Source organism: Variovorax sp. YR266 (assembly GCF_900107295.1).
Classification (GTDB): Bacteria; Pseudomonadota; Gammaproteobacteria; order Burkholderiales; family Burkholderiaceae_C; genus Variovorax.
Genome location: NZ_FNPM01000003.1, coordinates 457,063 through 478,737 on the forward strand (window position 1 = coordinate 457,063; position 21,675 = coordinate 478,737).

24 protein-coding genes are annotated in these 21,675 nt (G+C 66.5%); 15 read left to right on the top strand and 9 right to left on the bottom strand.

The annotated features are described in order from the left end of the window. Positions 1-4: 4 nt before the first annotated feature. Positions 5-1,411, top strand: a complete 1,407-nt coding sequence (locus BLW48_RS11255) for a sensor histidine kinase (protein ID WP_176928844.1) — start codon at positions 5-7, stop codon at positions 1,409-1,411. Here the strand turns inward: BLW48_RS11255 and BLW48_RS11260 are convergent. The 7 genes from BLW48_RS11260 to gstA all read right to left on the bottom strand — a co-directional run bounded on the left by BLW48_RS11260 (position 1,408) and on the right by gstA (position 7,718). Then, positions 1,408-2,166 (bottom strand): SMU1112c/YaeR family gloxylase I-like metalloprotein, encoded by a 759-nt coding sequence (locus tag BLW48_RS11260; protein WP_093174684.1) that lies wholly within the window; start codon positions 2,164-2,166, stop codon positions 1,408-1,410. The two genes, BLW48_RS11255 and BLW48_RS11260, sit on opposite strands and share 4 nt — an antisense overlap. 5 nt (positions 2,167-2,171) lie before the next feature. Beyond that, on the bottom strand, positions 2,172-2,627 hold the full coding sequence (locus BLW48_RS11265; RefSeq protein WP_093174686.1) for a GNAT family N-acetyltransferase: 456 nt from the start codon (positions 2,625-2,627) through the stop codon (positions 2,172-2,174). After that, positions 2,624-3,109 carry a RidA family protein gene (locus BLW48_RS11270; RefSeq protein WP_093174688.1) on the bottom strand — a complete coding sequence of 162 codons (486 nt, stop codon included), beginning with the start codon at positions 3,107-3,109 and terminating at the stop codon, positions 2,624-2,626. Before BLW48_RS11270 ends, BLW48_RS11265 begins: the two co-directional genes overlap by 4 nt. A gap of 62 nt (positions 3,110-3,171) precedes the next feature. After that, positions 3,172-4,275 (bottom strand): alkene reductase, encoded by a 1,104-nt coding sequence (locus tag BLW48_RS11275; RefSeq protein WP_093174690.1) that lies wholly within the window; start codon positions 4,273-4,275, stop codon positions 3,172-3,174. A gap of 85 nt (positions 4,276-4,360) precedes the next feature. Next, the gene (locus BLW48_RS11280; RefSeq protein WP_093174692.1) at positions 4,361-6,175 is read right to left on the bottom strand and encodes an acyclic terpene utilization AtuA family protein; all 1,815 of its coding nucleotides are present in this window, start codon (positions 6,173-6,175) and stop codon (positions 4,361-4,363) included. Next, the gene (locus BLW48_RS11285; protein WP_093076489.1) at positions 6,172-6,954 is read right to left on the bottom strand and encodes an enoyl-CoA hydratase/isomerase family protein; all 783 of its coding nucleotides are present in this window, start codon (positions 6,952-6,954) and stop codon (positions 6,172-6,174) included. Before BLW48_RS11285 ends, BLW48_RS11280 begins: the two co-directional genes overlap by 4 nt. A gap of 155 nt (positions 6,955-7,109) precedes the next feature. Continuing rightward, entirely contained in the window at positions 7,110-7,718 is a 609-nt protein-coding gene (gene gstA / locus BLW48_RS11290; RefSeq protein WP_093076490.1) for a glutathione transferase GstA, read from the bottom strand. Between the two features lie 185 nt (positions 7,719-7,903). Between gstA and BLW48_RS11295 the strand changes: the two genes are divergently transcribed. From BLW48_RS11295 to BLW48_RS11335, 9 genes are all read left to right on the top strand, one after another. Further along, complete coding sequence (locus tag BLW48_RS11295) at positions 7,904-8,089, top strand: DUF1328 family protein (RefSeq protein WP_013538518.1); 186 nt, start codon at positions 7,904-7,906, stop codon at positions 8,087-8,089. Next, on the top strand, positions 8,089-8,976 hold the full coding sequence (locus BLW48_RS11300; RefSeq protein WP_093174694.1) for a transglutaminase-like domain-containing protein: 888 nt from the start codon (positions 8,089-8,091) through the stop codon (positions 8,974-8,976). The genes BLW48_RS11295 and BLW48_RS11300 overlap by 1 nt, the downstream gene beginning before the upstream one ends. A 175-nt stretch (positions 8,977-9,151) precedes the next feature. Then, the gene (mnmG, locus tag BLW48_RS11305; RefSeq protein ID WP_093174696.1) at positions 9,152-11,113 is read left to right on the top strand and encodes a tRNA uridine-5-carboxymethylaminomethyl(34) synthesis enzyme MnmG; all 1,962 of its coding nucleotides are present in this window, start codon (positions 9,152-9,154) and stop codon (positions 11,111-11,113) included. Beyond that, positions 11,110-11,763 carry a 16S rRNA (guanine(527)-N(7))-methyltransferase RsmG gene (gene rsmG / locus BLW48_RS11310; RefSeq protein WP_093174698.1) on the top strand — a complete coding sequence of 218 codons (654 nt, stop codon included), beginning with the start codon at positions 11,110-11,112 and terminating at the stop codon, positions 11,761-11,763. Before mnmG ends, rsmG begins: the two co-directional genes overlap by 4 nt. A gap of 126 nt (positions 11,764-11,889) precedes the next feature. After that, positions 11,890-12,504 (top strand): LysE family transporter, encoded by a 615-nt coding sequence (locus BLW48_RS11315; RefSeq protein WP_093057109.1) that lies wholly within the window; start codon positions 11,890-11,892, stop codon positions 12,502-12,504. A gap of 19 nt (positions 12,505-12,523) precedes the next feature. Further along, on the top strand, positions 12,524-13,438 hold the full coding sequence (locus tag BLW48_RS11320) for a ParA family protein (RefSeq protein ID WP_093057108.1): 915 nt from the start codon (positions 12,524-12,526) through the stop codon (positions 13,436-13,438). A gap of 42 nt (positions 13,439-13,480) precedes the next feature. Further along, a complete protein-coding gene (locus BLW48_RS11325) occupies positions 13,481-14,026 on the top strand; it encodes an RBBP9/YdeN family alpha/beta hydrolase (protein ID WP_093057107.1) in 546 nt (181 codons plus the stop codon). After that, a complete protein-coding gene (locus tag BLW48_RS11330; protein WP_093057106.1) occupies positions 14,026-14,988 on the top strand; it encodes a ParB/RepB/Spo0J family partition protein in 963 nt (320 codons plus the stop codon). Before BLW48_RS11325 ends, BLW48_RS11330 begins: the two co-directional genes overlap by 1 nt. Positions 14,989-15,103: 115 nt before the next feature. After that, positions 15,104-16,009 (top strand): CsgG/HfaB family protein, encoded by a 906-nt coding sequence (locus BLW48_RS11335; protein ID WP_093174700.1) that lies wholly within the window; start codon positions 15,104-15,106, stop codon positions 16,007-16,009. Between the two features lie 88 nt (positions 16,010-16,097). Here BLW48_RS11335 and BLW48_RS11340 read toward each other — a convergent pair whose 3' ends face one another. Beyond that, positions 16,098-17,522 carry an FAD-binding oxidoreductase gene (locus tag BLW48_RS11340; RefSeq protein ID WP_093057104.1) on the bottom strand — a complete coding sequence of 475 codons (1,425 nt, stop codon included), beginning with the start codon at positions 17,520-17,522 and terminating at the stop codon, positions 16,098-16,100. Positions 17,523-17,595: 73 nt separating this feature from the next. On the opposite strand from BLW48_RS11340, the gene BLW48_RS11345 reads away from it, so the two are divergent. The 4 genes from BLW48_RS11345 to BLW48_RS11360 all read left to right on the top strand — a co-directional run bounded on the left by BLW48_RS11345 (position 17,596) and on the right by BLW48_RS11360 (position 19,697). After that, positions 17,596-18,096: a DinB family protein gene (locus tag BLW48_RS11345; RefSeq protein WP_093174941.1), complete on the top strand. Its 501-nt coding sequence runs from the start codon at positions 17,596-17,598 to the stop codon at positions 18,094-18,096. A gap of 14 nt (positions 18,097-18,110) precedes the next feature. After that, on the top strand, positions 18,111-18,716 hold the full coding sequence (locus tag BLW48_RS11350) for a cob(I)yrinic acid a,c-diamide adenosyltransferase (protein ID WP_093174702.1): 606 nt from the start codon (positions 18,111-18,113) through the stop codon (positions 18,714-18,716). Next, positions 18,713-19,075, top strand: coding sequence for a hypothetical protein (locus BLW48_RS11355; protein ID WP_093057102.1), 363 nt, complete (start codon positions 18,713-18,715; stop codon positions 19,073-19,075). Before BLW48_RS11350 ends, BLW48_RS11355 begins: the two co-directional genes overlap by 4 nt. A 106-nt stretch (positions 19,076-19,181) precedes the next feature. Continuing rightward, entirely contained in the window at positions 19,182-19,697 is a 516-nt protein-coding gene (locus BLW48_RS11360) for a class IV adenylate cyclase (RefSeq protein ID WP_093076499.1), read from the top strand. Here the strand turns inward: BLW48_RS11360 and BLW48_RS11365 are convergent, their stop codons facing one another. Next, positions 19,698-20,336 carry a GDSL-type esterase/lipase family protein gene (locus BLW48_RS11365; protein ID WP_093174704.1) on the bottom strand — a complete coding sequence of 213 codons (639 nt, stop codon included), beginning with the start codon at positions 20,334-20,336 and terminating at the stop codon, positions 19,698-19,700. Positions 20,337-20,492: 156 nt separating this feature from the next. On the opposite strand from BLW48_RS11365, the gene BLW48_RS11370 reads away from it, so the two are divergent. Next, a complete protein-coding gene (locus tag BLW48_RS11370; RefSeq protein ID WP_093174706.1) occupies positions 20,493-21,674 on the top strand; it encodes an ABC transporter substrate-binding protein in 1,182 nt (393 codons plus the stop codon). The last annotated feature ends 1 nt before the right edge of the window (position 21,675 follow it).

Below are 21,675 nucleotides of genomic sequence, written 5' to 3' on the forward strand. Positions count from 1 at the left end.
GCGCGTGACCGAGCCGCAGCAACAGCCGACGGAAACGCAACCCGCGGCCATCGTGCGTGCGCCGTCGCTCACGCGGCGCGTGCTGCGCAACGTGCTGGTGCCGCTGGCGCTCACGTGGATGGTCGGTGCTGTCATCGCGCTGGTCATCGCCAACTACTTTTCCGAGCAGGCCTTCGACCGCGGCATGCTCGACGATGCCTATGCGCTGTCGGCCAACGTGCAGGCGGGTGAGCGCGGCATCGAACTGCTGCTGACGCCGCGCGAAGTGGCCACCGTGCTCTTCGACCAGGTCGACAAGGTGTACTTCGCGGTGCAGAGGCTCGACGGCTCACTGATCTCGGGGCAATCGGGCCTGCAGGCGCCGCTGCCGGTGGACGGCTCGCGCTACCGCTTTTCCGACATCCGCTACGAAGGCGGCACGCTGCGCGCGGTGGTGCTCGAGCATGACGCCGAGCCCGACATCAGCATGCCCTACCGCGTGATCATTGCGCAGACCACGCTGAGCCGGACCGCACTGGTGCGGCAGCTGCTGGGCTATGCGCTGGCGCCGCAGATCGTGCTGCTGATCCTGCTTGCAGTCTGGCTCTGGTACGGCATTCGCAGCGATCTGCGCCCGCTCGCCGACCTGCAGCGCGCGCTCGACAGGCGTGACGTGCGCGACCTGTCGCCGGTGGCGGTGGCACAGACTTCGCGCGAGCTTCAGCGCCTGGGCAATGCGGTCAACTCGCTGTTCGAGCGTCTCGGCAACAGCGTGCAGGCACAACGCGAGTTCGTGGGCAACGTGGCGCACGAACTGCGCACGCCATTGGCCGGCATCCGCGCGCTGGCCGAGTACGGGCTCGCGCAACAGGACACCAACGTGTGGCGCGAGCAGCTCGAGCGTGTGTCGGAACGGCAGGCGCGCGCAAGCCACCTGATCGACCAGCTGCTGGCGCTGGCGCTGGCCGAGGAAGCGCGCACCGAGCTCAAGCGCGTGCCGGTGCGGCTCGACGTGCTGGCCGAGCAGACGGTGCTGCGGCACCTCGCGCGTGCCGATGCACGCGGCGTCGACCTCGGCGCGCGCGGCCTCGACGACGGCGTGGTCGTGCATGCCAACGAGGCGCTGGTGGAAGGCATCCTCGACAACCTGATCGACAACGCACTGCGTTATGGCGGGCGCACCATCACCGTCGAGCTCGCGGGCCGCACGCTGAGCGTGATCGACGACGGGCCTGGCATTCCGCTCGAGGCGCAACGTGCCCTGATGCAGCGCTGGGCGCAAGGGCCCGCGGGCGAGAAGCTCGGGCAGGGCTCGGGGCTGGGGTTGTCGATCGTGTCGCGCTATGCGGAGTTGCTGGGGGCTGAGCTGCGGCTTGAAGCGGCCGAGCCCACCGGCCTGCGCGTGAGCGTGGCGTTCGGCGAGGCAATCTAGAGCGTTTGGAGCGGTGTGCCCTGGTGGAACGCCATGCGCCAGCGGCCGGCGCGGCGTTGCCACAGCGAGCTGCGCAGCGAGTCCGCGGCGGGTCGCTGCGCAATGGCTTCGCGGTGCGCGCGATAGGTGACCAGCGCCACATCGGGTGCCATGCGCAGCACGCGAAAGTCCGACATCGTCCGCTGCGAAAACGCCTCGTCGCGCAGCGCTTCGATGATGGCGGCCCGCGTCCACACCGTGCCCGAGACGCCCAGTTCATGGAAGTCGTCGTCGAGCAGTTCTTCGAGTCGTGCGGCGTTTGCGCGCACCTCGCGAAGATGCAATGCGCCTTCGAGTTTCAGCAGCAGCGCGTCGAGATCGGCGGTCGGTGCAGCCTCGTAGAGTTCGAGCGGAAGGCCATCGGGATCGGCGAAGAAGGTGAAGCGCCGGCCCGTGAATTCATCGGTGCGCAGTGGCTCGACCGCAATGCCCTGTGCTGCGAGTTCGTCGGCCGCGGCCTGCACGTCGGGCACCTCGAAAGACAGGTGCCGCAGCCCCTGCGCCTCGGGCCGCGTGAGGCGCGCAGGCGCATCGGGGAAAGAGAAGAGTTCGATCTGCGAGCCGTCTGGCAGTGCCAGGTCGAGCTTGTACGAGTCGCGCGCGGCGCGGTAGTTTTCGGCGATCACGCGCAGGCCGAGCACTTCGGTGTAGAAGCGCTTCGACACTGCGTAGTCGGCGCAGATGATCGCGACGTGATGGATGCGGGCCAGCTGCATGGCGGTCACTTCAATGGCTTGCGCAGGAAGATGCGGGTGCGTTCCGCGAGGGCCAGGCGCTTGTATTCGACGTAGCCGATGCGTTCGTAGAGAGCTCGGTTCTCGGTCATCTTCTCGTTGGTGAAGAGGTAGATCGAGTCGTGGCCTTGCCGCAGTGCTTCCTGTTCCGCGAGTTCGAGCAGCGCGCGGCCCACGCCGGTGCCCTGGTGCTGCGGCCGCACCGCGATCACGTCGATCAGGAAGCCTTCGTCGGTAGTGTCGAGCACCAGCGCAGCGATGGTCTCGCCATGCTGCGTGGCGATCCAGACCTGTGCATTGGCGATGGCCGCGCTGTAGTCCCTGATCATCGGAATCGGCGTGAGGCCCAGGCGCGGAATGTAGTGGCGGAAGGCTTCGACGGCGCAGTTGGCGACGGATGTTGCATCGCTCTCGGTGGCGCGCCTGATGGTCCACGTCGTCATGCGTCGAATTCCACTTCGCCTTCGATCTCGACCGGTATGTTGAACGGCAGCTCAGCCATGCCCACCGCACTGCGCGAATGCGCGCCGATGTCGGGTCCGAAGAGCTCGAGGATGAGGTCCGAGAAGCCGTTGATCACCGCTGGCTGTTTGTCGAAGCCGGGCGCCGAAGCGACCATGCCGAACACGCGTGTCCAGGCCGTGATGCGGTCGAGATCGCCGAGCGCGCGCTGCAGGCTGCCGAGCATCGCGAGCCCCGTGAGACGTGCGGCGGTGTAGCCCTGCTCGACGCTCAGTTCGCGGCCCAACTTGCCAAGCGGCGCGGCGATGGTGCCATCGGCATTGAGCGGGCCGTGACCCGAGATCAATGCGCGGCGGCCGACGATGCGGATGAATTGAAAGGGCAGCACGACGCCGGGTGGCGGCGTCACTGCTGGTGGAAGAACGAGGCCGAGCGCGGCCAGTCGTTGCTCGATGCGGGCCATGGCATTTCTCTCCTGGGGCGGACACAAAGCGTCCGCCGCATCTTGCCATGGCCTTTTCCGGATTACGCCAGTGCGGGGTAGTCCGTGTAGCCCTTCGCGCCACCACCGTACATGGTGGCCTTGTCGAGCTCGTTGAGCGGTGCGTTCTCGCGCAGGCGGCGCACGAGGTCGGGGTTCGAGATGAAGGGCTTGCCGAAGGCCACGAGGTCGTCGCCTTCCTTCAGCGCTTCTTCGGCCAGCGGGCGGTCGTAGCCGTTGTTGACCATCCATGCACCCTTGCCGCCGGCTTCGCGGTAGGCGGCCTTCAGCGCTTCGTAGTCGAAGGGCCGGTCTTCGATTTCGCGCGGGCCACCGGTGGCGCCTTCGATGATGTGGATGTAGGCGAGGTTGAGCGTGGCGAGTTGCTTCACCACGTAGGTGAACAGCGGCTGCGGGTTGCTGTCGTGCACGTCGTTGGCCGGCGTCACGGGCGACAGGCGGATGCCGGTCTTGCCGCCGCCGACGGCGTCGACCACGGCACGCGCGGATTCGAGCAGCAGGCGGGCGCGGTTCTCGATACTGCCGCCGTAGTCGTCGGTGCGCTTGTTGCTGCCGTCCTTGAGGAACTGGTCGAGCAGGTAGCCGTTGGCGCCGTGCAGTTCCACGCCGTCGAAGCCGGCGGTCTCGACCGCGCTGCGCGCGGCCACCGCGTAGGCGTGCACGATGCCGGGCAATTCGCCGGCGTCGAGCGCGCGCGGCTCGGAGGTCTCGACGAAGGTGGGCACGCCTTCCTTGATGAGCACGGTCTTGGTCTTGGCGGTGATGGCCGAGGGGGCGACGGGCTTGCCGCCACCGGGTTGCAGTTCGGTGTGCGAGACGCGGCCCACGTGCCACAGCTGCACGACGATCTTGCCGCCCTTGGCGTGCACGGCGTCGGTCACGTGCTTCCAGGCGTCGAGCTGCTCGGTGCCGTAGAGGCCGGGCACGTCGGCATAGCCCTGGCCCTGGTGGCTGATGGCGGTGGCCTCGGTGATGAGCAGGCCGGCACTGGCGCGCTGCGCGTAGTAGGTGGCGGCGATGTCGGGTGGGATCGCGTTCGGCGAGCGGTTGCGCGTGAGCGGCGCCATCACGATGCGGTTGGCGAGCTTCAGGTCGCCGGCCTGGACGGGGTCGAAAAGGGTGGACATCGTGCGATCGAAAGCAAAGTTGAAAGAGGCGCAAGGCTAAGCCCCCGGCCTCAACCCTGCTGTCGCACGGTTGTCCCGATTGGTGCTAGGCAAGCAACGCCAGCAGCGCGGGGCTTGCGCGCAGGGGCACGGCCAGCAGGATCTGGCCCATGCCCTTGCCGAGCGGGTCGTTGCGCAGCGAGGCCATGCCGCCGCCGCCCAGCGCCTGCTCGCAGACGAAGTTGAAGGCGTCGATGCCCGGCACCTCGTAGCGCGTGACGCGGCCTTTGACGAGGTGCGCGAGCCATTCGGCCACGCGCGCTTCGGTGAGCTGTTCGCGCAGCAGCGGCAGCAGGGCAGGGTGGCGCGCGATGATGCCGATGTTCGATGTGTCGCCCTTGTCGCCGCTGCGAGCCCAGGCGAGGCGTATGAGAGGTACCTCGATGGCGTCAGGGGCCAGGGGTGCTTCATGCGTTTCTGGCGCTCTGGCAGGCGATGGGATGGGGGCTGACGCGGAAACCTCGCTGCGCGGAACATCGACGCGTTCCCCATCGATGGCCACCGTGGCCTCGACCCGCGACTTGTCGAGCAGGAACGCGTATTGCCGGATCGAAGGCGACACCGAGGCGCGTCCACCGCCCGCACCCGTGGTGCCTGGCGCCCACGACGTGCCCGCCGGTGCGACCTCGCGTGCGAACAGCTCCAGCGCTTCCTTGCGCGGATGCGTCACCGCGAGCCGCAGCACCGCTTCGCGCGTCTGCAATGCCTGCGCATGCGGCCCGTAGCACGACTCCGCGCCCAGCACTTCGAGCTGCGTGCCGCTGTACGGCCCGAAGCCGTATTGCGAGAACAGCGTGCCCGTGCGCGCGAGGATGGCTTCGCCCGTGCGCTTCGCCTTGGCCACCGCATCGAAGCCCACGATGGTGAGCTGCGCTGCCGTCTTGAAGCCGTCGACATACGTGGCGCTGACCTTGTAGCTCGCGGTCGGCGCATGGCCGCGCGCGCCGTGCACACGCACGTGGTGCTCGCCGGCCTGCTCGATGCGCACCTGCGTGAAGTCGGCCACCACGTCGGGCAGCAGGTAGGCCGCGGGGTCTCCGATCTCGTAGAGCATCTGCTCGCCCACCACCGCGGGCGTGAGCTTGCCGCCGGTACCCTCCGGCTTGGTGACGACGAAGCTGCCGTCGGCGCTGCATTCGACGATGGGGTAGCCGATGTTCGGCCAGTCGGGCACGGTGTCCCAGTCGGTGTGCAGGCCGCCGGTGGCCTGGCAGCCGCATTCGATGATGTGGCCCGCGAGACTGCCGGCGGCCAGCAGGTCGTAGTCGCCCGACTGCCACTTGAATTCGTGCATGAGCACGCCGAGCGTGACGGCGGAGTCGACACAGCGGCCGGTGATGACGATCTGCGCACCTGCATCGAGCGCAGCCTGTATCGGCCGTGCGCCGAGATACGCGTTGGCGGTGAGCACGCGTTCGGGCAGCGCGGCGCCGCTCTGCAGTTCGCGCAAGGGTGGTTGTGCCTGGCGCAGTTGCGGCAGCAGCGGGGACACATCGTCACCGCTCACCACGGCGATCTTCAATGCGATGCCCTGCTCGGCGGCCAGCGCGGCGAGTGCGTCGGCGCAGCCTTGCGGGTTGACGCCGCCAGCGTTGCTCACCACGCGGATGCCCTGTTTCACGGCGTCCTTCAGCACGGCCTTCATCGCGACGGAAACGAAGTCGGTTGCGTAGCCCAACTCGGGCTTCTTGAGCCGGGCACCCGCGAGGATCGACATGGTGAGTTCGGCGAGGTAGTCGAACACGAGGTAGTCGATCTGCCCGCTGCCCACGAGTTGCGGCGCGCCCACGCTGCTGTCGCCCCAGAAGCCCGATGCGCCGCCGATGCGGACGATGCGTTCGTTGTTGTTGCTGCTGTTCATCGGCCACTCCATTGCGGCTTGCGCTTCTCGCGGAAGGCGAGTTGTCCTTCGGCGGCGTCTTCGGTGAGTGCGAACAGGCCGATCTGGCTTTCGGTGAAGGCCATCGATTCCTCGAAGGCCATCGCCTCGATCTTCTTCATTGTGTAGAGGCCGCGGCGGATGGCGGCGGGCGACTTGTCGAGCATGCGGCCGAGCAGCCAGTCGACGCTTTCGTCGACGTCGTCGCTCACGCGGTTGACGAGCCGCAGTTCGAGCGCCTGCGCGGCGGTGATGGGCTCACCGGTGATGCACATCTCGGCCAGCACGCGGCGCGGCAGCAGGCCGCCGAGCACGCTGAGCACCTGTGCGGGAAAGAGGCCGACCTTCACCTCGGGCAGGCCGAACACGGCCTGGCTGCTGGCCACGGCCATGTCGCACATCGCCATGATCCCCATGCCGCCGGCCATGCATGCGCCGTTGACGCGCGCGATCAGCGGCACAGTCGATTGCCGGGCCTGGCGGAACAGGTTGGCAAAGCCCTGGTAGGGCGCGGCGTAGTCGAACTTGAAGGAGGTGCCGCTCTGCAGGTCGGCGCCGGCGCAGAAGGCGCGCGTGCCGGCACCGGTGATGACCACGGCGCGCACGGCGGCGTCGTTGTTGGCGCGGGCCAGTGCGTCGCTCAGGCCGGCGAGCACTGCGCCGTTGATGGCGTTGCGGCGCTCTTCGCGGTCGATGGTGAGCCACATGACGGGCCCGCGCATCTCTTCGCGCAGTTCGACGGGGGGCGGGGTTTCGGGCATGGCGCGGGTTCCTTCTTCGGTCATCTGAAGTTCTGCCCTTAGCGTGACCCGAAAAAAAAGCCGCATCGTGCGGCTTGTGGCTGAAGCAGTCCGGGTTTTCCCCTAGAGGGCATCCGGCCGCTTCAATGCTTCTGCACGCTTTCGCGTGCTTCGGCTTACTTCAGCAGGCCTTCGGCCTTCATTGCATCCTGCACCGCGGGGCGGGCGCCAACGCGTGCGTGCCAGGCCTGGACGTTGGGAAAGCCGGAGATGTCCACGCCCGTGGGCTTGGTCCAGTTGGTGACGGTGAACAGGTAGCCGTCGGCCACGCTGAAGTGGTCGCCCATCAGGTATTGCTTGTTGGCCAGTTCGCCGTCGAGCCATTGGAAGCGCGACTTGAGCTTGTCCTTGAAGATGGTCTTGGCTTCTTCGGGCATGTTCGGATTGAACAGCGGGCTGAAACCCTTGTGCACTTCGGTGCCGATGAAGGTCAGCCACTCCTGCAGGCGGTAGCGCTGCAGGGTGCCGGCTGCGGGCGCGAGGTTCTTGATGGGTGCGAGGTCGGCGATGTACTGCAGGATGGCCGGGCCTTCGCGCAGGCGGGTGCCGTCGTCGAGCTCGAGCATCGGCACGTAGCCCAGCGGGTTGATGCCGTAGTAGTCGGTGCCGTCCTGCAGCTTGTGGCTCTTGGTGCTGGCCAGCACGGGTTCGACGGCGATGCCTGCTTCGTGCAGCGCGATGTGGGGCGAGAGCGAACAGGCACCGGGCGAGTAATACAGCTTCATTCGAAAAACTCCAATGGATGACGAGGTTGATTGATTGTTGTGGGAGATCGCAGCGGATGCTAGCGGGTTTGGCTGCCTCGCGTTTTTGTCCTACGGCCGCACGCGCGAGGCGACTATCGGGCGCGAGCGGGCCGCTTCCTAAGCTGCGTCGCACGGTGGGCAAGGCCTGCTGCAAGGAGTACCCGATGTTGAAGTACGCGATCATTTTTGCGGTCATCTCCCTCGTGGCCGGCCTGCTCGGCTTCGGTGGCGTGGCGGCCGGGGCTGCCGGCATTGCCAAGCTGCTGTTCGGCCTGTTCCTGGTGCTGGCTGTGCTGTTCGTCGTGCTGGCCGCGCTTGGCGTGGGTGCGGTGAAAAAGGCGCTCGACTGATGCACATCTCCCACGTCGATGCGCAGCTCGGCTACGAGGTCGTCGCGCCGGCCCACATGCTGCTCAACATCGAAGCGGCGCGCTCGGGTGCGCAGGCCGTCGTCAGCGAGGAGCTGACGATCGAGCCGCCGACCGAGATGCAGGTGTTCTGCGACGAGGGCAGCGGCAACCGCTTCATCCGTTTCGACGCGAAGCCCGGGCCGCTGAAGATTCGCTACAAGGCCAGCGTGCAGCGCGCGCATGTGGTGGTGCCGACCGACCTGCGAGAGGTGCCGGTCAGCGAAGTGCCCGACGAGGTGCTGCACTACATGATGCCGACGCGCTACTGCGAGTCGGACCTGATGTCGCGCTGCGCGCAGCAGCTCTTCGGCGACCTGCCGCCGGGCATCGGCCGTGTGCAGGCCATCGTCGACTGGATCCACGAGAGCATCGCCTACGAGCCGGGCAGCAGCGACTCGACAACGACGGCGCGCGAGGTGTTCGTGGAACGCGCGGGCGTGTGCCGCGACTTCGCGCACCTGGGCATCACCTTCTGCCGCGCGCTCAACATTCCGGCGCGGCTGGTGGTGGGCTATGTGTGGTTCGACGAGCCGCCGCAGGATTTCCACGCCGTGTTCGAAGCCTGGCTCGGCGGGCAGTGGGTGCTGTTCGATCCGACGCGTATGGCGCCAGTCGACCGGGTGGTGCGCGTGGGCACTGGGCGCGACGCGAAGGACGTGGCCTTCTGCACGATCTTCGGCAACGTGCGCATGACGGACAAGAAGCTCGTCGTTCGCGAGCTGCAGGATGAAAGCCTTGAACCGTCGAAGGCGCCGCCGCCGACTGGCGCGCTGGTCGGCATCGAGAAGCCTGTGCCGGTGGTGCAGGTGGCCGAAGCGACGGGCTGACGCGGATAGTTTGCTATGAAATATATAGCAAACTATCGAGGCTCCGTGGGCATTGGCGGGTAATTTGGCATGGCCCTCTAGCTTGTCCACACAAAGGGCGCAGATCGGCCTGGACGATTAAAATCAGTGCCCCTTTTGCGCCGCGCACGCGTCAGTTGTGCGCTCCCCATTTCAAATGCTGTACCCCGAAGAATTCGACGTGATCGTCGTCGGCGGTGGCCATGCCGGCACCGAAGCCGCGCTCGCCGCTGCGCGCATGGGCGCCAAGACGCTGCTGCTCTCCCACAACATCGAGACGTTGGGGCAGATGAGCTGCAACCCGTCGATCGGCGGTATCGGCAAGGGCCATCTGGTGAAGGAGGTCGATGCGCTCGGCGGTGCGATGGCGATTGCCACGGACGAGGCCGGCATCCAGTTCCGGATTCTCAATTCGAGCAAGGGCCCGGCGGTGCGCGCCACTCGGGCGCAGGCGGATCGGGTTCTGTACAAGGCGGCCATCCGCCATCGGCTGGAGAACCAGCCGAATCTGAGCCTGTTCCAGCAAGCCGTCGACGACCTGATGGTGGAGGGCGATCGCGTGGTCGGTGCCGTCACGCAGGTTGGCATCGCATTTCGTGCGCGCACCGTGGTGCTGACGGCGGGTACTTTTCTCGATGGCCGCATCCACGTCGGCCTCGACAACTACCAGGCTGGGCGCGCGGGTGATCCGCCAGCCATCAGCCTGTCGGCGCGGCTCAAGGAACTGAAGCTGCCGCAAGGCCGGCTCAAGACCGGTACGCCGCCACGGCTCGACGGCCGCAGCATCGATTTTTCGAAGTGCACCGAGCAACCCGGCGACGGCATGCCCGGTGGGGCAGGGCCGATGCCAGTGTTCAGCTTCATGGGCCGCGCGGACATGCATCCGCAGCAAATGCCCTGCTGGATTACTCACACCAACGCGCGCACGCACGAGATCATCCGCTCGGGCTTCGACCGCAGCCCGATGTTCACCGGCAAGATCGACGGCGTGGGTCCGCGCTACTGCCCGAGCGTGGAAGACAAGATCAACCGCTTTGCCGACAAGGAAAGCCACCAGATCTTTCTCGAGCCTGAAGGCTTGACGACCAACGAGTACTACCCGAACGGGATCTCGACGAGCCTGCCGTTCGACATCCAATACCAGCTGGTGCGCTCGATGCCGGGGCTGGAGAACGCGCACATCCTGCGGCCGGGCTACGCCATCGAGTACGACTACTTCGATCCGCGCGAACTCAAGAGCAGCTTCGAGACCCGCTCGGTCAAGGGCCTGTACTTTGCCGGACAGATCAACGGTACGACTGGCTATGAAGAGGCGGCGGCTCAAGGCTTGTTCGCCGGCATCAATGCTGCGCTGCAATGCCGTGGCGAAGATGCCTGGCTGCCGCGCCGCGACGAAGCTTACTTGGGCGTGCTGGTCGACGATCTGATTACAAAGGGCGTGACCGAGCCGTACCGTATGTTCACGAGCCGCGCGGAATTCCGCCTGCAACTGCGTGAAGACAATGCCGACATGCGTCTGACCGAAGCAGGGCGCAAGCTGGGCTTGGTAGACGACGCGCGCTGGGATGCTTTCAGCCGCAAGCGCGACGCTGTTTCACGTGAAACAGAGCGGCTCAAGTCGATCTGGGTGAACCCGCGCAACCTGCCAGCCGCCGAGTCGGAGCGGGTGCTGGGCAAGGCCATCGACCACGAATACAACCTGGCCGACCTGCTGCGCCGGCCCGACGTGAACTACGAAACGCTGATGTCGCTGGACGGCGGCAAGTATGGTGCCCAGACGGCGCTGAGCGAAACCGAGATCGAGCAGATCGAGATCTCGGCCAAGTACTCTGGCTACATCGAGCGTCAGCACGACGAAGTGGAGCGGGCCGCGCACTTCGAGAACCTGAAGCTGCCGGCTGATTTCGACTACGGCCAGGTCAAGGCGCTGAGCTTCGAGGTGCGGCAAAAGCTGGACAAGCACCGGCCGGAAACGCTGGGCTTGGCCTCGCGCATCTCCGGTGTGACGCCTGCCGCCATCTCCTTGTTGATGATCCATCTGCGCAAGGGCGGCCACAAGGCCTTCGCCCGCGATACCGCCACCACGGAAGCAGCCACCGAGCCGCATTCCGCGGAATGACGGCGCCGATCGATACGCTGCGCGCCGGCGCAGCCGCCATGGGCGTGGCACTGTCCGATCTTCAAGGTGAACAGCTGCTGGCCTACGGCACGCTGATGCTCAAGTGGAACAAGGTCTACAACCTCACGGCGTTGCGCGATCCGGGCAGCGTGCTGACGCACCACCTGCTCGACAGTCTGGCGGCAGTCGCGCCGCTGCAGCGCGAGTGGGTAGGGAAGGGCAAGCTGCTGGACGTGGGTTCCGGCGGTGGCTTGCCGGGTGTGGTGATTGCCATCATGCGACCTGATCTTGAGGTGAGCTGCCTCGATGCGGTCGCCAAGAAGGCTGCCTTCGTCCAGCAAGTGGCAGCCGAACTGGAGCTCTCGAACCTTCGGGGACTGCACGCCCGGGTCGAATCGCTAGTCGGCAGCTACGAAGTCATCAGCTCGCGCGCCTTCGCATCGCTGCCGGATTTCTTCAACGGCTCGATGAATCTGCTCGCACCCGGTGGCGTCTGGCTCGCCATGAAGGGCAAAGTGCCGACCGACGAACTCGCCGCTTTGCCAAAAGGCGTGGCAGTGTTTCACGTGGAACAACTGACGGTTCCCGGCCTGGATGCCGAGCGTTGCATCGTCTGGGCACACAAAGAAGCTGCCGAAATCGGCGCCTGAATCCGCAAAAGAAGCGGCGACACCGGTAAAAGCCGGTGTCCGAACGATCCTCGCGGCGGTGTGCTCGCTTAGACTCGATGCCTCCCTCTGGTCCCTTTCCTGGCTCGCTTTTTCGAGGCAAATCCCATGTTCGGCATCGCTGACTACGGCGCATTCGTCGCCGCCATCGTCCTGTTCCTTCTGATTCCCGGTCCGGGCAATCTGGCGCTGATCACCTCGACGAGCAAAGGCGGCATCCGTGGAGGACTGGCCGCAACAGCCGGCCTGATCATTGGTGACCAGTGCCTGATGTGGGCCGCAGTGGCTGGTGTGTCGGCCGTGCTGGCCGCTTACCCGACCGCTTTCAAGGCAGTGCAGTGGCTGGGCGCCGCCTACCTGGCGTGGCTGGGCCTCAAGATGTTGCTGGCCAAGCCCGGCTCGGCGCCCATCCTCGACATCAAGCCCAGCCATTTCCTGCGCCAGGCCTTCACCATCACCCTGCTGAATCCCAAGGCGATCGTGTTCTACATGGCCTTCTTCCCGCTGTTCGTCGACCCGGCCCGCCATCAGGGCCTGGTCACTTTCGGCGCGATGGCCGTGACGATTGCGGCGCTGACCTTCCTGTACGGCCTGACCTCGACGCTGCTCACGCACTTCCTGGCCGAGCGCATCCGTGCGAATCCCCGCATTTCCGCCACGCTCGAGAAGCTTGCCGGCACCTTTTTGATCGCCTTCGGCGTCAAGCTCGCAATCTCGCGCTGATCGATCCTCCGGTACTGACATGGCCAAGATTTTCTGCATTGCCAACCAAAAGGGCGGCGTCGGCAAGACCACCACCACCGTCAACCTCGCGGCCGGCCTGGCCAAGGTCGGCCAGCGCGTGCTGATGATCGACCTCGACCCGCAGGGCAATGCCACCATGGGCTCGGGCATCGACAAGCGGCAGCTGGAGCTGACGGTGTACGACGTGCTGCTCGAATCGGCCTCGGTGGCCGAAGCCCGGGTCAAGGCCGACAAGCTGGTGGAGGGCGGTTGCGGCTACGACGTGCTGGGCGCCAACCGCGAACTGGCGGGTGCCGAAGTCGAAATGGTTGCGCTCGACCGTCGCGAAAAGCGCCTGCGCACCGCGCTGGCCGCGGTCGGCGCCGAGTACGACTTCGTGCTGATCGATTGCCCACCGAGCCTGAGCCTGCTGACCCTCAACGGCCTGTGCGCCGCCCACGGCGTGATCGTGCCGATGCAGTGCGAGTACTTCGCGCTCGAAGGGCTGACCGACCTGGTCAACACCATCAAGCAGGTACACGCCAACCTCAACAAGAACCTGCAGATCATCGGCCTGCTGCGCGTGATGTTCGATCCGCGCATCACGCTGCAGCAGCAGGTGAGCGAGCAGCTCAAGTCCCACTTCGGCGACAAGGTGTTCGACACGGTGATCCCGCGCAATGTGCGGCTGGCCGAGGCGCCCAGCTACGGACTGCCGGGTGTGGTGTTCGACCCGGCCGCCCGCGGCAGCCAGGCTTTCATCGCCTTCGCCCAGGAGCTGGTCGACAAGATGCCGCCCGCGAGCGCCTTTGCTTCGGGTGCGGTGGCGCCGCCGATTGCGCCGGTCACGCGCATCGCCCCGGACCTGCCCATTCCCGATGACGTGATGGCACCCGCGCCCGCATCCGACTCCACCAGTGAAAACAATGCCTGACGCTTGCCGCTGCTGGGCAAGGCGCGATCAAGTTCGTAGCAAATGACAACTCCGCGCATCCTGCTGCTGCCCGGTTGGCAGAACAGCGGCCCCGGCCATTGGCAAACCCGCTGGGAGTCGGTGCACGGCGATCACCGTGTCGATCAGCATGAGTGGATGCGCCCGCTGCGCGGCGACTGGTCCGCGCGGCTCGAAGAAGAAGTGCTGGCCTCGCCCGGCCCTGTGGCTTTTGCGGCGCACAGCCTCGGCTGCATCCTCGTTGCCGCGTGGGCCGCGCACTCGCGCAACACGCACAAAGTGCGCGGCGCGCTGCTGGTCGCGCCGGGCGACGTCGAGAGCGACAACCTGCGCCAGCTGATTCCAGGCTGGGCGCCGATCGTGCGCAAGCCGCTGCCGTTCCCGGCGGTGCTGATCGCCGCCAACGACGACCCGTACTGCGAAGCCTCGCGCTCGCAGCAGCTTGCCAAAGACTGGGGCGCACGCTTCATCGATGCCGGCCCGGGCGGCCACCTGAATGCCGAATCCGGCCTGGGCGACTGGCCCGAGGGCCGGAAACTCCTGAACGAAATCTCGAAAGAAAAGAACTGATGGCGACCAAGAAACCCAAGGGCCTGGGCCGCGGCCTCGAAGCGCTGCTCGGCCCGACGGCCGCGCCTTCCGCCGACAACGGCAATGGCGGCAATTCGGGCTCGGAAGAGGGCGGCGCACAGAGGAATCCGACGACGCTGATGCTCGACCAGATGGTGGCCGGCGTCTACCAGCCGCGCACACGCATGGACGAAGGCGCGCTCTACGAGCTGGCCGAAAGCATCAAGGCGCAGGGCATCATGCAGCCGATCCTGGTGCGCCGGCTCGACGCCGAATCGGCAGCCGCCAAGAACGCCGAGTACGAAATCATCGCGGGCGAACGCCGCTTTCGCGCCGCCAGGCTCGCTGGCCTCGACAGCGTGCCGGTGCTGGTGCGCGACGTGCCCAACGAAGCCGCCGCGGCGATGTCGCTCATCGAGAACATCCAGCGTGAAGACCTCAACCCGCTGGAAGAGGCCCAAGGCCTGCAACGCCTGGTGAACGAGTTTGGGCTCACTCACGAGCAGGCCGCACAGGCCGTGGGCCGTTCGCGCAGCGCGGCGAGCAACCTGCTGCGCCTGTTGAACCTGGCCGAGCCCGCACAGCAGATGCTGATGGCCGGCGACATCGACATGGGCCATGCCCGCGCGCTGCTGTCGCTGGACCGTGGCACGCAGATCACGGCGGCCAACCAGATTGCGGCCAAGAAGATGTCGGTGCGCGAAGCCGAGGCGCTGGTAAAGAAGCTCGCGGCCGAGTTCACGCTCACGCCCTCGCGTCGCGGCAACGACGGCGAAAAGTCGCGCGACCTGCAGCGCGTGGAAGAAGAACTGGCCGACCTGCTCACCGCCGAGGTCGAGGTGCGCATCAAGAAGCGCAGCAAGCGCGGCGGCCGCATCGAGGAAAGCGGCGAGCTCGCCATCCACTTCGGCTCCATCGAAGCACTCAACGGATTGATCGAGCGCATCCGCCGAACGGCCTAGTGTTGTGAACTCGGGGACTGGCGTTCGTTTGATTGATTCCTGCAATCCTTTGCGCGTATCCTCGACCGCTGGTTTTTTCAATCCCAGATCTCTGAACAAACAGAGGGAGTCCACCATGCAGCTCACCAAGTTCCCGCTCGCGGCCATTGCCGTCGGCGCAGTTCTCCTCACCGGTTGCGCCACGACCGACATGCAAATGGGCAGCCAGTCGGCCAAGACCATGGCCACCGGCAGCGCCGCAGGCGGCGCCACCGACAACGCGAGCAGCCAGCTCGAGCGCTGCGAATCGCCGCTCGGCACGGTCTCGCTGATCGAGAACCAGAGCGCTGGCTGGTACACCATCCTCACCGGCGAATACAAGCTGCCGCCCACGGCCAACCTGCTGCGCCTGCTGGTGCAGCAATCGAACTGCTTCATCGTGGTCGAGCGCGGCGCGGCCAGCATGAACGCCATGACGCGCGAACGCGCGCTGCAGCAGTCGGGTGAAATGCGCGGCGGCAGCAACTTCGGTCGCGGCCAGATGGTGGCGTCCGACTACGGCCTGTCGCCCGAAATCGTCTTCAGCAACAGCGATGCCGGCGGCGTCGGCGGCGCGCTCGGCGGCCTGGTGGGTGGCGGCCGTGGCCGAGCCCTCGCGGCCCTCGGCGGCAGCATGCAGACCAAGGAAGCCAGCGCGCTGCTGACCCTCATCGACAACCGTTCGGGCGTGCAGGTTGCAGCCGCAGAAGGCAGCGCCTCCAAGACCGACTTCGGCGCTTTCGGTGCGCTGGCCGGTCGCAGCGGTGGCGGCGGCGTGGGTGGCTACACCAACACGGCGCAGGGCAAGGTGATTGCCGCGGCCTTCATGGACGCCTTCAACCAGATGGTTCGTTCGCTGCGCAACTACAAGGCGCAGACGGTGCGTGGCCAGGGTCTTGGTGGTGGCGGGCGTCTGGGCGTGGATGGCGGCGCTGCGCCGTCGCAGACCTATGTGCCTGCGGAGAAGGCACCGGCACGCCGCCGCAGCAACAACACCAACTGATAGCGCGGCAGCTGCCGCAAGCAAATCAAAGAAGCCCGGTGCTCTTGCGAGCCGCCGGGCTTTTTCATTGAACGCCTGAGCGAACGGGTCAGAGGCTGAAGATCTTGCCCGGATTCATGATGTTCTTCGGGTCGAGCGCGCGCTTGATCGTGCGCATCATGTCGATCGCACCCACGCCCGCTTCGGTGACCAGGAAGTCCATTTTGTGCAGCCCCACGCCATGCTCGCCGGTGCAGGTGCCTTCGAGCGCCAGCGCGCGGCTCACCAGCGCGTGGTTCAGTTCTTCGGCCTTCACGCGCTCTTCGGGAATGTTCGGGTCGAGCAGATAGCCAAAGTGGAAATTGCCGTCGCCCACATGGCCGACGAGGAAGTACGGAATACCGCTCGCATCGGCTTCGGCCACCGAGTCGAGCAGGCAATCGGCCAGGCGCGAGATCGGCACGCAGGTGTCGGTCGAGATCACGCGGCAGCCGGGGCGCGACTGCACCGCCGCGAAGTAGCTGTTGTGCCGCGCGGTCCACAGGCGCGTGCGCTCTTCGGGTGTGCTGGCCCATTCGAATGCATTGCCGCCATGGCCGCTCGCGAGCTCCTGAACCGTCTCGGCCTGTTCCTTCACGCCGGCGGGCGAGCCGTGGAATTCCATCAGCAGCATCGGCTCTTCGCGCAGGTTCAGCTTGGCGTACGCGTTCACCATGCGCACCGTGTTCACGTCAATCAGTTCCACGCGCGCGATCGGCACGCCCAGCTGGATGGTCTCGATGGTCGTGCGCACCGCGGCCTCGATGCTCGGGAACGAGCAGATCGCCGCCGACACCGCCTCGGGCAGCGGGTAGATGCGCAGCGTGATCTCGGTGACCACGCCCAGCGTGCCTTCGCTGCCCACCATGAGGCGCGTGAGGTCATAGCCGGCCGACGACTTCTTCGCGCGCGTGCCGGTGCGGATGACCTCGCCGGCAGCAGTGACCACTTCGAGCGCCAGTACGTTCTCGCGCATCGTGCCGTAGCGCACCGCGTTCGTGCCGCTGGCGCGCGTGGCCGTCATGCCGCCGATGGAGGCGTCGGCGCCCGGGTCGATGGGGAAGAACAGGCCCGTGCTCTTGATCTCTTCGTTGAGTTGCTTGCGCGTGACGCCGGGCTGCACCGTTACCGTGAGGTCGTCGGCATTGATCGACAGCACCTTGCTCATGCGCGACACGTCGATGCTGATGCCGCCCTGCACCGCCAGCAGGTGGCCTTCGAGCGAGGAGCCCACACCGAAGGGAATGACGGGCACGCTGTGCTCGCTCGCGAGCTTCACCGCGTCGGCCACGTCCTGCGTGCTCTCTGCGAACACCACGGCGGAGGGGGGTGGTGCGTCGAAGGAAGACTCGTCGCGCCCGTGCTGCGTGCGCACTGCCATGGCCGTGGAGCAGTTGGCGCCGAAGCGGGCCTTCAGTCCGTCGATCAGGCTGGCCGGGACGTCGCGCAGATGAAGCTCCGGCATCAGGTGCGAGGTTTGGGTCGGGGCGTTCATCGGGAGTCTCCTGGCGGGTGAGGGTGATCGGCCATTTTACGGAGCGAGCACCATAATGCGCTTCGGAAAAAACATGAACCCCACGACCCTCAGCGCTCTCGCGGCCTTCCCGTCGCAACTGGAGGCCCACTACGCGGCCATTCCCACCGCCTACAGGCATTGGGCGCCGCCCTCGTGGGAGGGCGTGCCCAGCGAGGCCTTCACCGCCATCGAGCAGCTCTGCCATGTGCGCGACATCGAGATCGAGGGCTACCACGTGCGCTTTCGCCGCACGCTGCAGGAGACGCACCCGATGCTCGCCTCCATCGACAGCGAACCGCTGGCCATCGAGCGCGCGTACGGCACCGCCGATGCGGCGAAGGTGCTGGCCGAATTCCGCCTGGCACGCGTGCAGACGATGGAAATCATCTCCAGCCTGAGCGACGCGCAGCTCGCGCGCACCGCGGTGTTCGAAGGCTACGGCCCGCTCACGATGCGCAGCCTCATCCACTACCTCTGCAGCCACGACCAGCAGCATCTTGCGGGCCTGCAATGGCTGGCAGGCAAGATCGACGCATCGACCGTCGATCAGTAAGAACAGGAGCCTCCATGGGCAACCGACTCTCCCAGATCGCCACCCGCACCGGCGACGACGGCACCACCGGCCTCGGCGACAACACGCGCGTGCCGAAAGACCACTTGCGCGTGCACGCGATGGGCGACGTGGACGAACTCAACTCGCACATCGGCGTGCTGCTGTGCGAGCCCATGCCAGAGCCCGTGCGCGAGCTGCTGGTCGACGTGCAGCACCAGCTCTTCAACCTCGGCGGCGAGCTGTCGATGCCGGGTTTCACGTTGCTGAAGGCCGATGCGCTGCTGCAGCTGGACAACGCGCTGGCCGAGCACAACGCCGCGTTGCCGCGCCTGGCCGAATTCATCTTGCCCGCCGGCACGCGCGCGGCATCGCTCGCGCATGTGTGCCGCACGGTGGCGCGGCGCGCGGAGCGTGCGGTGGTTGCGCTCGGCGCCACCGCCGAACTCAACGACGCCTTGCGCCAGTACCTCAACCGGCTTAGCGACCTGCTCTTCGTGCTTGCACGCGTGCTCAACCGAATGAACGGCGGCGACGACGTCTACTGGAAGAGCGAGCGCATGGCACGCGCAGCCGCTGCAGAAGCCGAAGCAGACGACACCAACACCAAGGAGGCCCCATGAAATTCCCGATCAACACCCTTCGCACCTCGCTCGCCGTGACGATGGCTGCCGCGCTGTGGCTGCCAGCCGGTGCACAGGCCCAGAGCGCGGACAACCCGCCCCAGGCGCAACGCGCCCACACCATCAAGTCGCCCTCCCGCAGCGGCAAGGTCGTGGGCAGCGTGCAGCGCGGCACCAACGCCGCGGGCCGCGGAGTCAACCGCGCAGACGCTGCCACGCGACGTGGCGTGAACAACGTGTCGGAGAAGGCCAGCCGACCGGTGCGCAACGTGGGCGAGGCCTTTGGCCGCAAGTTGTCACCCGGTTCCAGCGGTCGCGCTGCACCGCCGCCTGTCGGTCCGCAGGGCAACGCGCCTTGATCCTCGCGGGTCAGTTCGGGGCGCGCTCACGCCGACGGGGGACATTCGCGGAGGGGAGTACCCGGTGCCATTCGCACGCACCCCGAACAAAACCTCCAAGGCACAAATGGCAAGAAACATCGAGATCAAGGCCCGTATCGACAGCGTAGACCGCGTCGCAAGCATCGCCCTAACGCTGGCCGACCAGGGCCCCATCGAGATCGCACAGGACGACACCTTCTTCCGCTGCAACGACAGCGCCGACCGCCTCAAGCTGCGCACCTTCGCGCCCGACCGTGCCGAGCTGATCTTCTACCGCCGCGCGAACAGCACCGGACCGAAGGAGTCGTTCTACCTGATCACGCCCTGCAGCACGCCCGACGTGCTGCGCGAATCGCTCACGCTCGCATGGGGACAGGCCGGCCGGGTTCGCAAGCAGCGCCGGTTATTCATCGTGGGCCGCACGCGTGTGCATCTCGACCGTGTCGAAGGCCTCGGAGAATTCCTCGAACTCGAAGTGGTGCTGGAAGAGGGCGAGTCCGCCGAAGCCGGCACAGCCGAAGCACACGCACTCATGTCGCAGCTCGGCATCAGCATCGACCAGCTGGTGCAGGGCGCCTACGTCGACCTGATCAACGGTTGATCAGCGCCAGCCAGCAGCCTTGAGCTGATCCGCCAGAAGCTGCGCGACCTTTTCATAGCCTCGTGCATTGGCATGGATGCGGTCGGAGCGCAGCGACGAATCCGACAGGACGCTCGAATACACATTGGCGACCAGCAGCGCCTGCTGCGATTTCGCCACCTCTTCGTAGAACGGCGCATCGCTGAGCGAGCCGACGGCCGCGCGCATGGCGTCGGGCGCCGGCGTGGCCAGCACGGCGACGTAGGGCGTGTGCGCACGCGCCTGGGTGATCAGCTCGACGAGGTTGTCGCGCGTGGCCGTGGCCGACACGCCGCGCAGCATGTCGTTGCCGCCAATCCCGATCAGGATCGCGTCGTAGCTCGTGGCACTCAGCAGGCCCGGCAAGCGCTGCAGCGCGCCTTCAGAGGTGTCGCCGTTGACGCCCGCGTTCTCGACCTGCCAGCCCGTGAGCTCGCCCAGTTTCACGGGCCAGGCTGCGTCGGGCGGTGCGCCATAGCCATGGGTCAGGCTGTCGCCCAGGGCCAGCACGTGGGCATCGGATTTCAGCGCGGTGGCCGAGGCCTTGCGCTTGCCGCAGGCCGACAGAAGAGTGATGGCAGGCACGCCGGCCAGCAGGTGGAGGAGGTGTCGTCGCTTCATGTGGCGCGCAGCTTAAACGCAGCCTGAGGGCGCACGGGCGCTTGTCCCTTTGCTCGGAAAGCGCATAAGCCTCCCCGTTTTTGTTCGTTCCCGGCCAGTGGGCGCAGGCGAAGAATCGTTGCCCTGCACCTTCATTCATCTCCGGGGTTCGACACCATGCCGCTGCTCACTCGCCACCGCTTCCTGCGTCATGTGGCCGCTCTCTCCATGGCCTTGCTGGCCGCGCCCGTCGTCGCCTGGGCCGCGCCCGCCACCGGCGAGCCCGTGTGGTTCGGCGTGAGCGGTCCGCTCACCGGGCAGAACGCGCAGTACGGTGCGCAGTGGAAGGCGGGCTTCGACCTTGCCCTCGAACACATCAACGCGCAGGGCGGCATCCACGGCCGGCCGCTGGCCTACAACTTCGAGGACAGCCAGAGCGATCCGCGCCAGTCGGTGGCCATTGCGCAGAAGCTGGTGAACGACAAGCGCGTGCTCATCGAGCTCGGTGACTTCTCCAGCCCGGCCTCGATGGCCGCCTCGCCCATCTACCAGCGCGCGGGCCTGGTGCAGCTGGGCTTCACCAACTCGCATCCCGACTTCACCAAGGGCGGCGACTATATCTGGAGTCCCTCGATCAGCCAGGCCGATGCGCAGCCGCTGCTCGCCGAACTCGCGGTGAAGACGCTGGGCTTCAAGCGCATCGCCGTGCTGTACCTCAACACCGACTGGGGCCGCACCAGCAAGGACGTGCTCGTGAAGGCCGCGCAGGAGCGCGGCGCGCAGCTCGCGATTGCCGAGGGCTACCAGGCCGACGAGAAAGACTTCCGCTCGACGCTGGTGCGCGTGCGCGACGCCAACCCCGACGGGCTGGTGCTCATCTCCTACTACCCTGACGGCGCGCTCATCGCGGGCCAGGTGCGCAGCGTGGGCCTCAAGCAGCCGATCGCCGCCGTAGGCTCGGTGTATTCGCCGAAGTTCATCGAGCTCGGTGGCGCGGCAGTGAACGGCATCTACACCAACACCGCCTTCTATCCAGAGGAGCCGCGCGCCGAGGTGCAGGACTTCGTGAAGAGCTTCCGCGCGAAGTACGGCAAGGAGCCAGACGCCTTCAACGCCTATGCCTACGACGCAGTCGCGTACGCCGCTGCAGCGCTACGCCAGGCGGGCCCGAAGGCCGACCGCAAGGCCGTGCGCGATGCGTTCTACAAGATCAAGGACGTGCCCAGCGTGATCTTCGGCAAGGCGAGCTTCGACCCACAGACGCGCCGCGTGATCGGCGTGAAGAGCGTCAACCTCGTCGTGAAAGACGGCAAGTGGGCGCAGGTCGACGAGAAGGCGGCCGTGGCAGTGGCCAGGTAGT

What these genes read in the sequence shown, in the direction of transcription:
- BLW48_RS11370 (WP_093174706.1), top strand. Translation starts at nt 20,493, where the DNA reads ATGCCGCTGCTCACTCGCCACCGCTTCCTGCGTCATGTGGCCGCTCTC.
- BLW48_RS11265 (WP_093174686.1), bottom strand. Translation starts at nt 2,627, where the DNA reads ATGACGACGTGGACCATCAGGCGCGCCACCGAGAGCGATGCAACATCC.
- BLW48_RS11340 (WP_093057104.1), bottom strand. Translation starts at nt 17,522, where the DNA reads ATGAACGCCCCGACCCAAACCTCGCACCTGATGCCGGAGCTTCATCTG.
- BLW48_RS11260 (WP_093174684.1), bottom strand. Translation starts at nt 2,166, where the DNA reads ATGCAGCTGGCCCGCATCCATCACGTCGCGATCATCTGCGCCGACTAC.
- BLW48_RS11285 (WP_093076489.1), bottom strand. Translation starts at nt 6,954, where the DNA reads ATGCCCGAAACCCCGCCCCCCGTCGAACTGCGCGAAGAGATGCGCGGG.
- BLW48_RS11270 (WP_093174688.1), bottom strand. Translation starts at nt 3,109, where the DNA reads ATGGCCCGCATCGAGCAACGACTGGCCGCGCTCGGCCTCGTTCTTCCA.
- mnmG (WP_093174696.1), top strand. Translation starts at nt 9,152, where the DNA reads ATGCTGTACCCCGAAGAATTCGACGTGATCGTCGTCGGCGGTGGCCAT.
- BLW48_RS11300 (WP_093174694.1), top strand. Translation starts at nt 8,089, where the DNA reads ATGCACATCTCCCACGTCGATGCGCAGCTCGGCTACGAGGTCGTCGCG.
- BLW48_RS11295 (WP_013538518.1), top strand. Translation starts at nt 7,904, where the DNA reads ATGTTGAAGTACGCGATCATTTTTGCGGTCATCTCCCTCGTGGCCGGC.
- BLW48_RS11280 (WP_093174692.1), bottom strand. Translation starts at nt 6,175, where the DNA reads ATGAACAGCAGCAACAACAACGAACGCATCGTCCGCATCGGCGGCGCA.
- gstA (WP_093076490.1), bottom strand. Translation starts at nt 7,718, where the DNA reads ATGAAGCTGTATTACTCGCCCGGTGCCTGTTCGCTCTCGCCCCACATC.
- BLW48_RS11315 (WP_093057109.1), top strand. Translation starts at nt 11,890, where the DNA reads ATGTTCGGCATCGCTGACTACGGCGCATTCGTCGCCGCCATCGTCCTG.
- rsmG (WP_093174698.1), top strand. Translation starts at nt 11,110, where the DNA reads ATGACGGCGCCGATCGATACGCTGCGCGCCGGCGCAGCCGCCATGGGC.
- BLW48_RS11275 (WP_093174690.1), bottom strand. Translation starts at nt 4,275, where the DNA reads ATGTCCACCCTTTTCGACCCCGTCCAGGCCGGCGACCTGAAGCTCGCC.
- BLW48_RS11325 (WP_093057107.1), top strand. Translation starts at nt 13,481, where the DNA reads ATGACAACTCCGCGCATCCTGCTGCTGCCCGGTTGGCAGAACAGCGGC.
- BLW48_RS11320 (WP_093057108.1), top strand. Translation starts at nt 12,524, where the DNA reads ATGGCCAAGATTTTCTGCATTGCCAACCAAAAGGGCGGCGTCGGCAAG.
- BLW48_RS11345 (WP_093174941.1), top strand. Translation starts at nt 17,596, where the DNA reads ATGAACCCCACGACCCTCAGCGCTCTCGCGGCCTTCCCGTCGCAACTG.
- BLW48_RS11335 (WP_093174700.1), top strand. Translation starts at nt 15,104, where the DNA reads ATGCAGCTCACCAAGTTCCCGCTCGCGGCCATTGCCGTCGGCGCAGTT.
- BLW48_RS11350 (WP_093174702.1), top strand. Translation starts at nt 18,111, where the DNA reads ATGGGCAACCGACTCTCCCAGATCGCCACCCGCACCGGCGACGACGGC.
- BLW48_RS11330 (WP_093057106.1), top strand. Translation starts at nt 14,026, where the DNA reads ATGGCGACCAAGAAACCCAAGGGCCTGGGCCGCGGCCTCGAAGCGCTG.
- BLW48_RS11355 (WP_093057102.1), top strand. Translation starts at nt 18,713, where the DNA reads ATGAAATTCCCGATCAACACCCTTCGCACCTCGCTCGCCGTGACGATG.
- BLW48_RS11360 (WP_093076499.1), top strand. Translation starts at nt 19,182, where the DNA reads ATGGCAAGAAACATCGAGATCAAGGCCCGTATCGACAGCGTAGACCGC.
- BLW48_RS11365 (WP_093174704.1), bottom strand. Translation starts at nt 20,336, where the DNA reads ATGAAGCGACGACACCTCCTCCACCTGCTGGCCGGCGTGCCTGCCATC.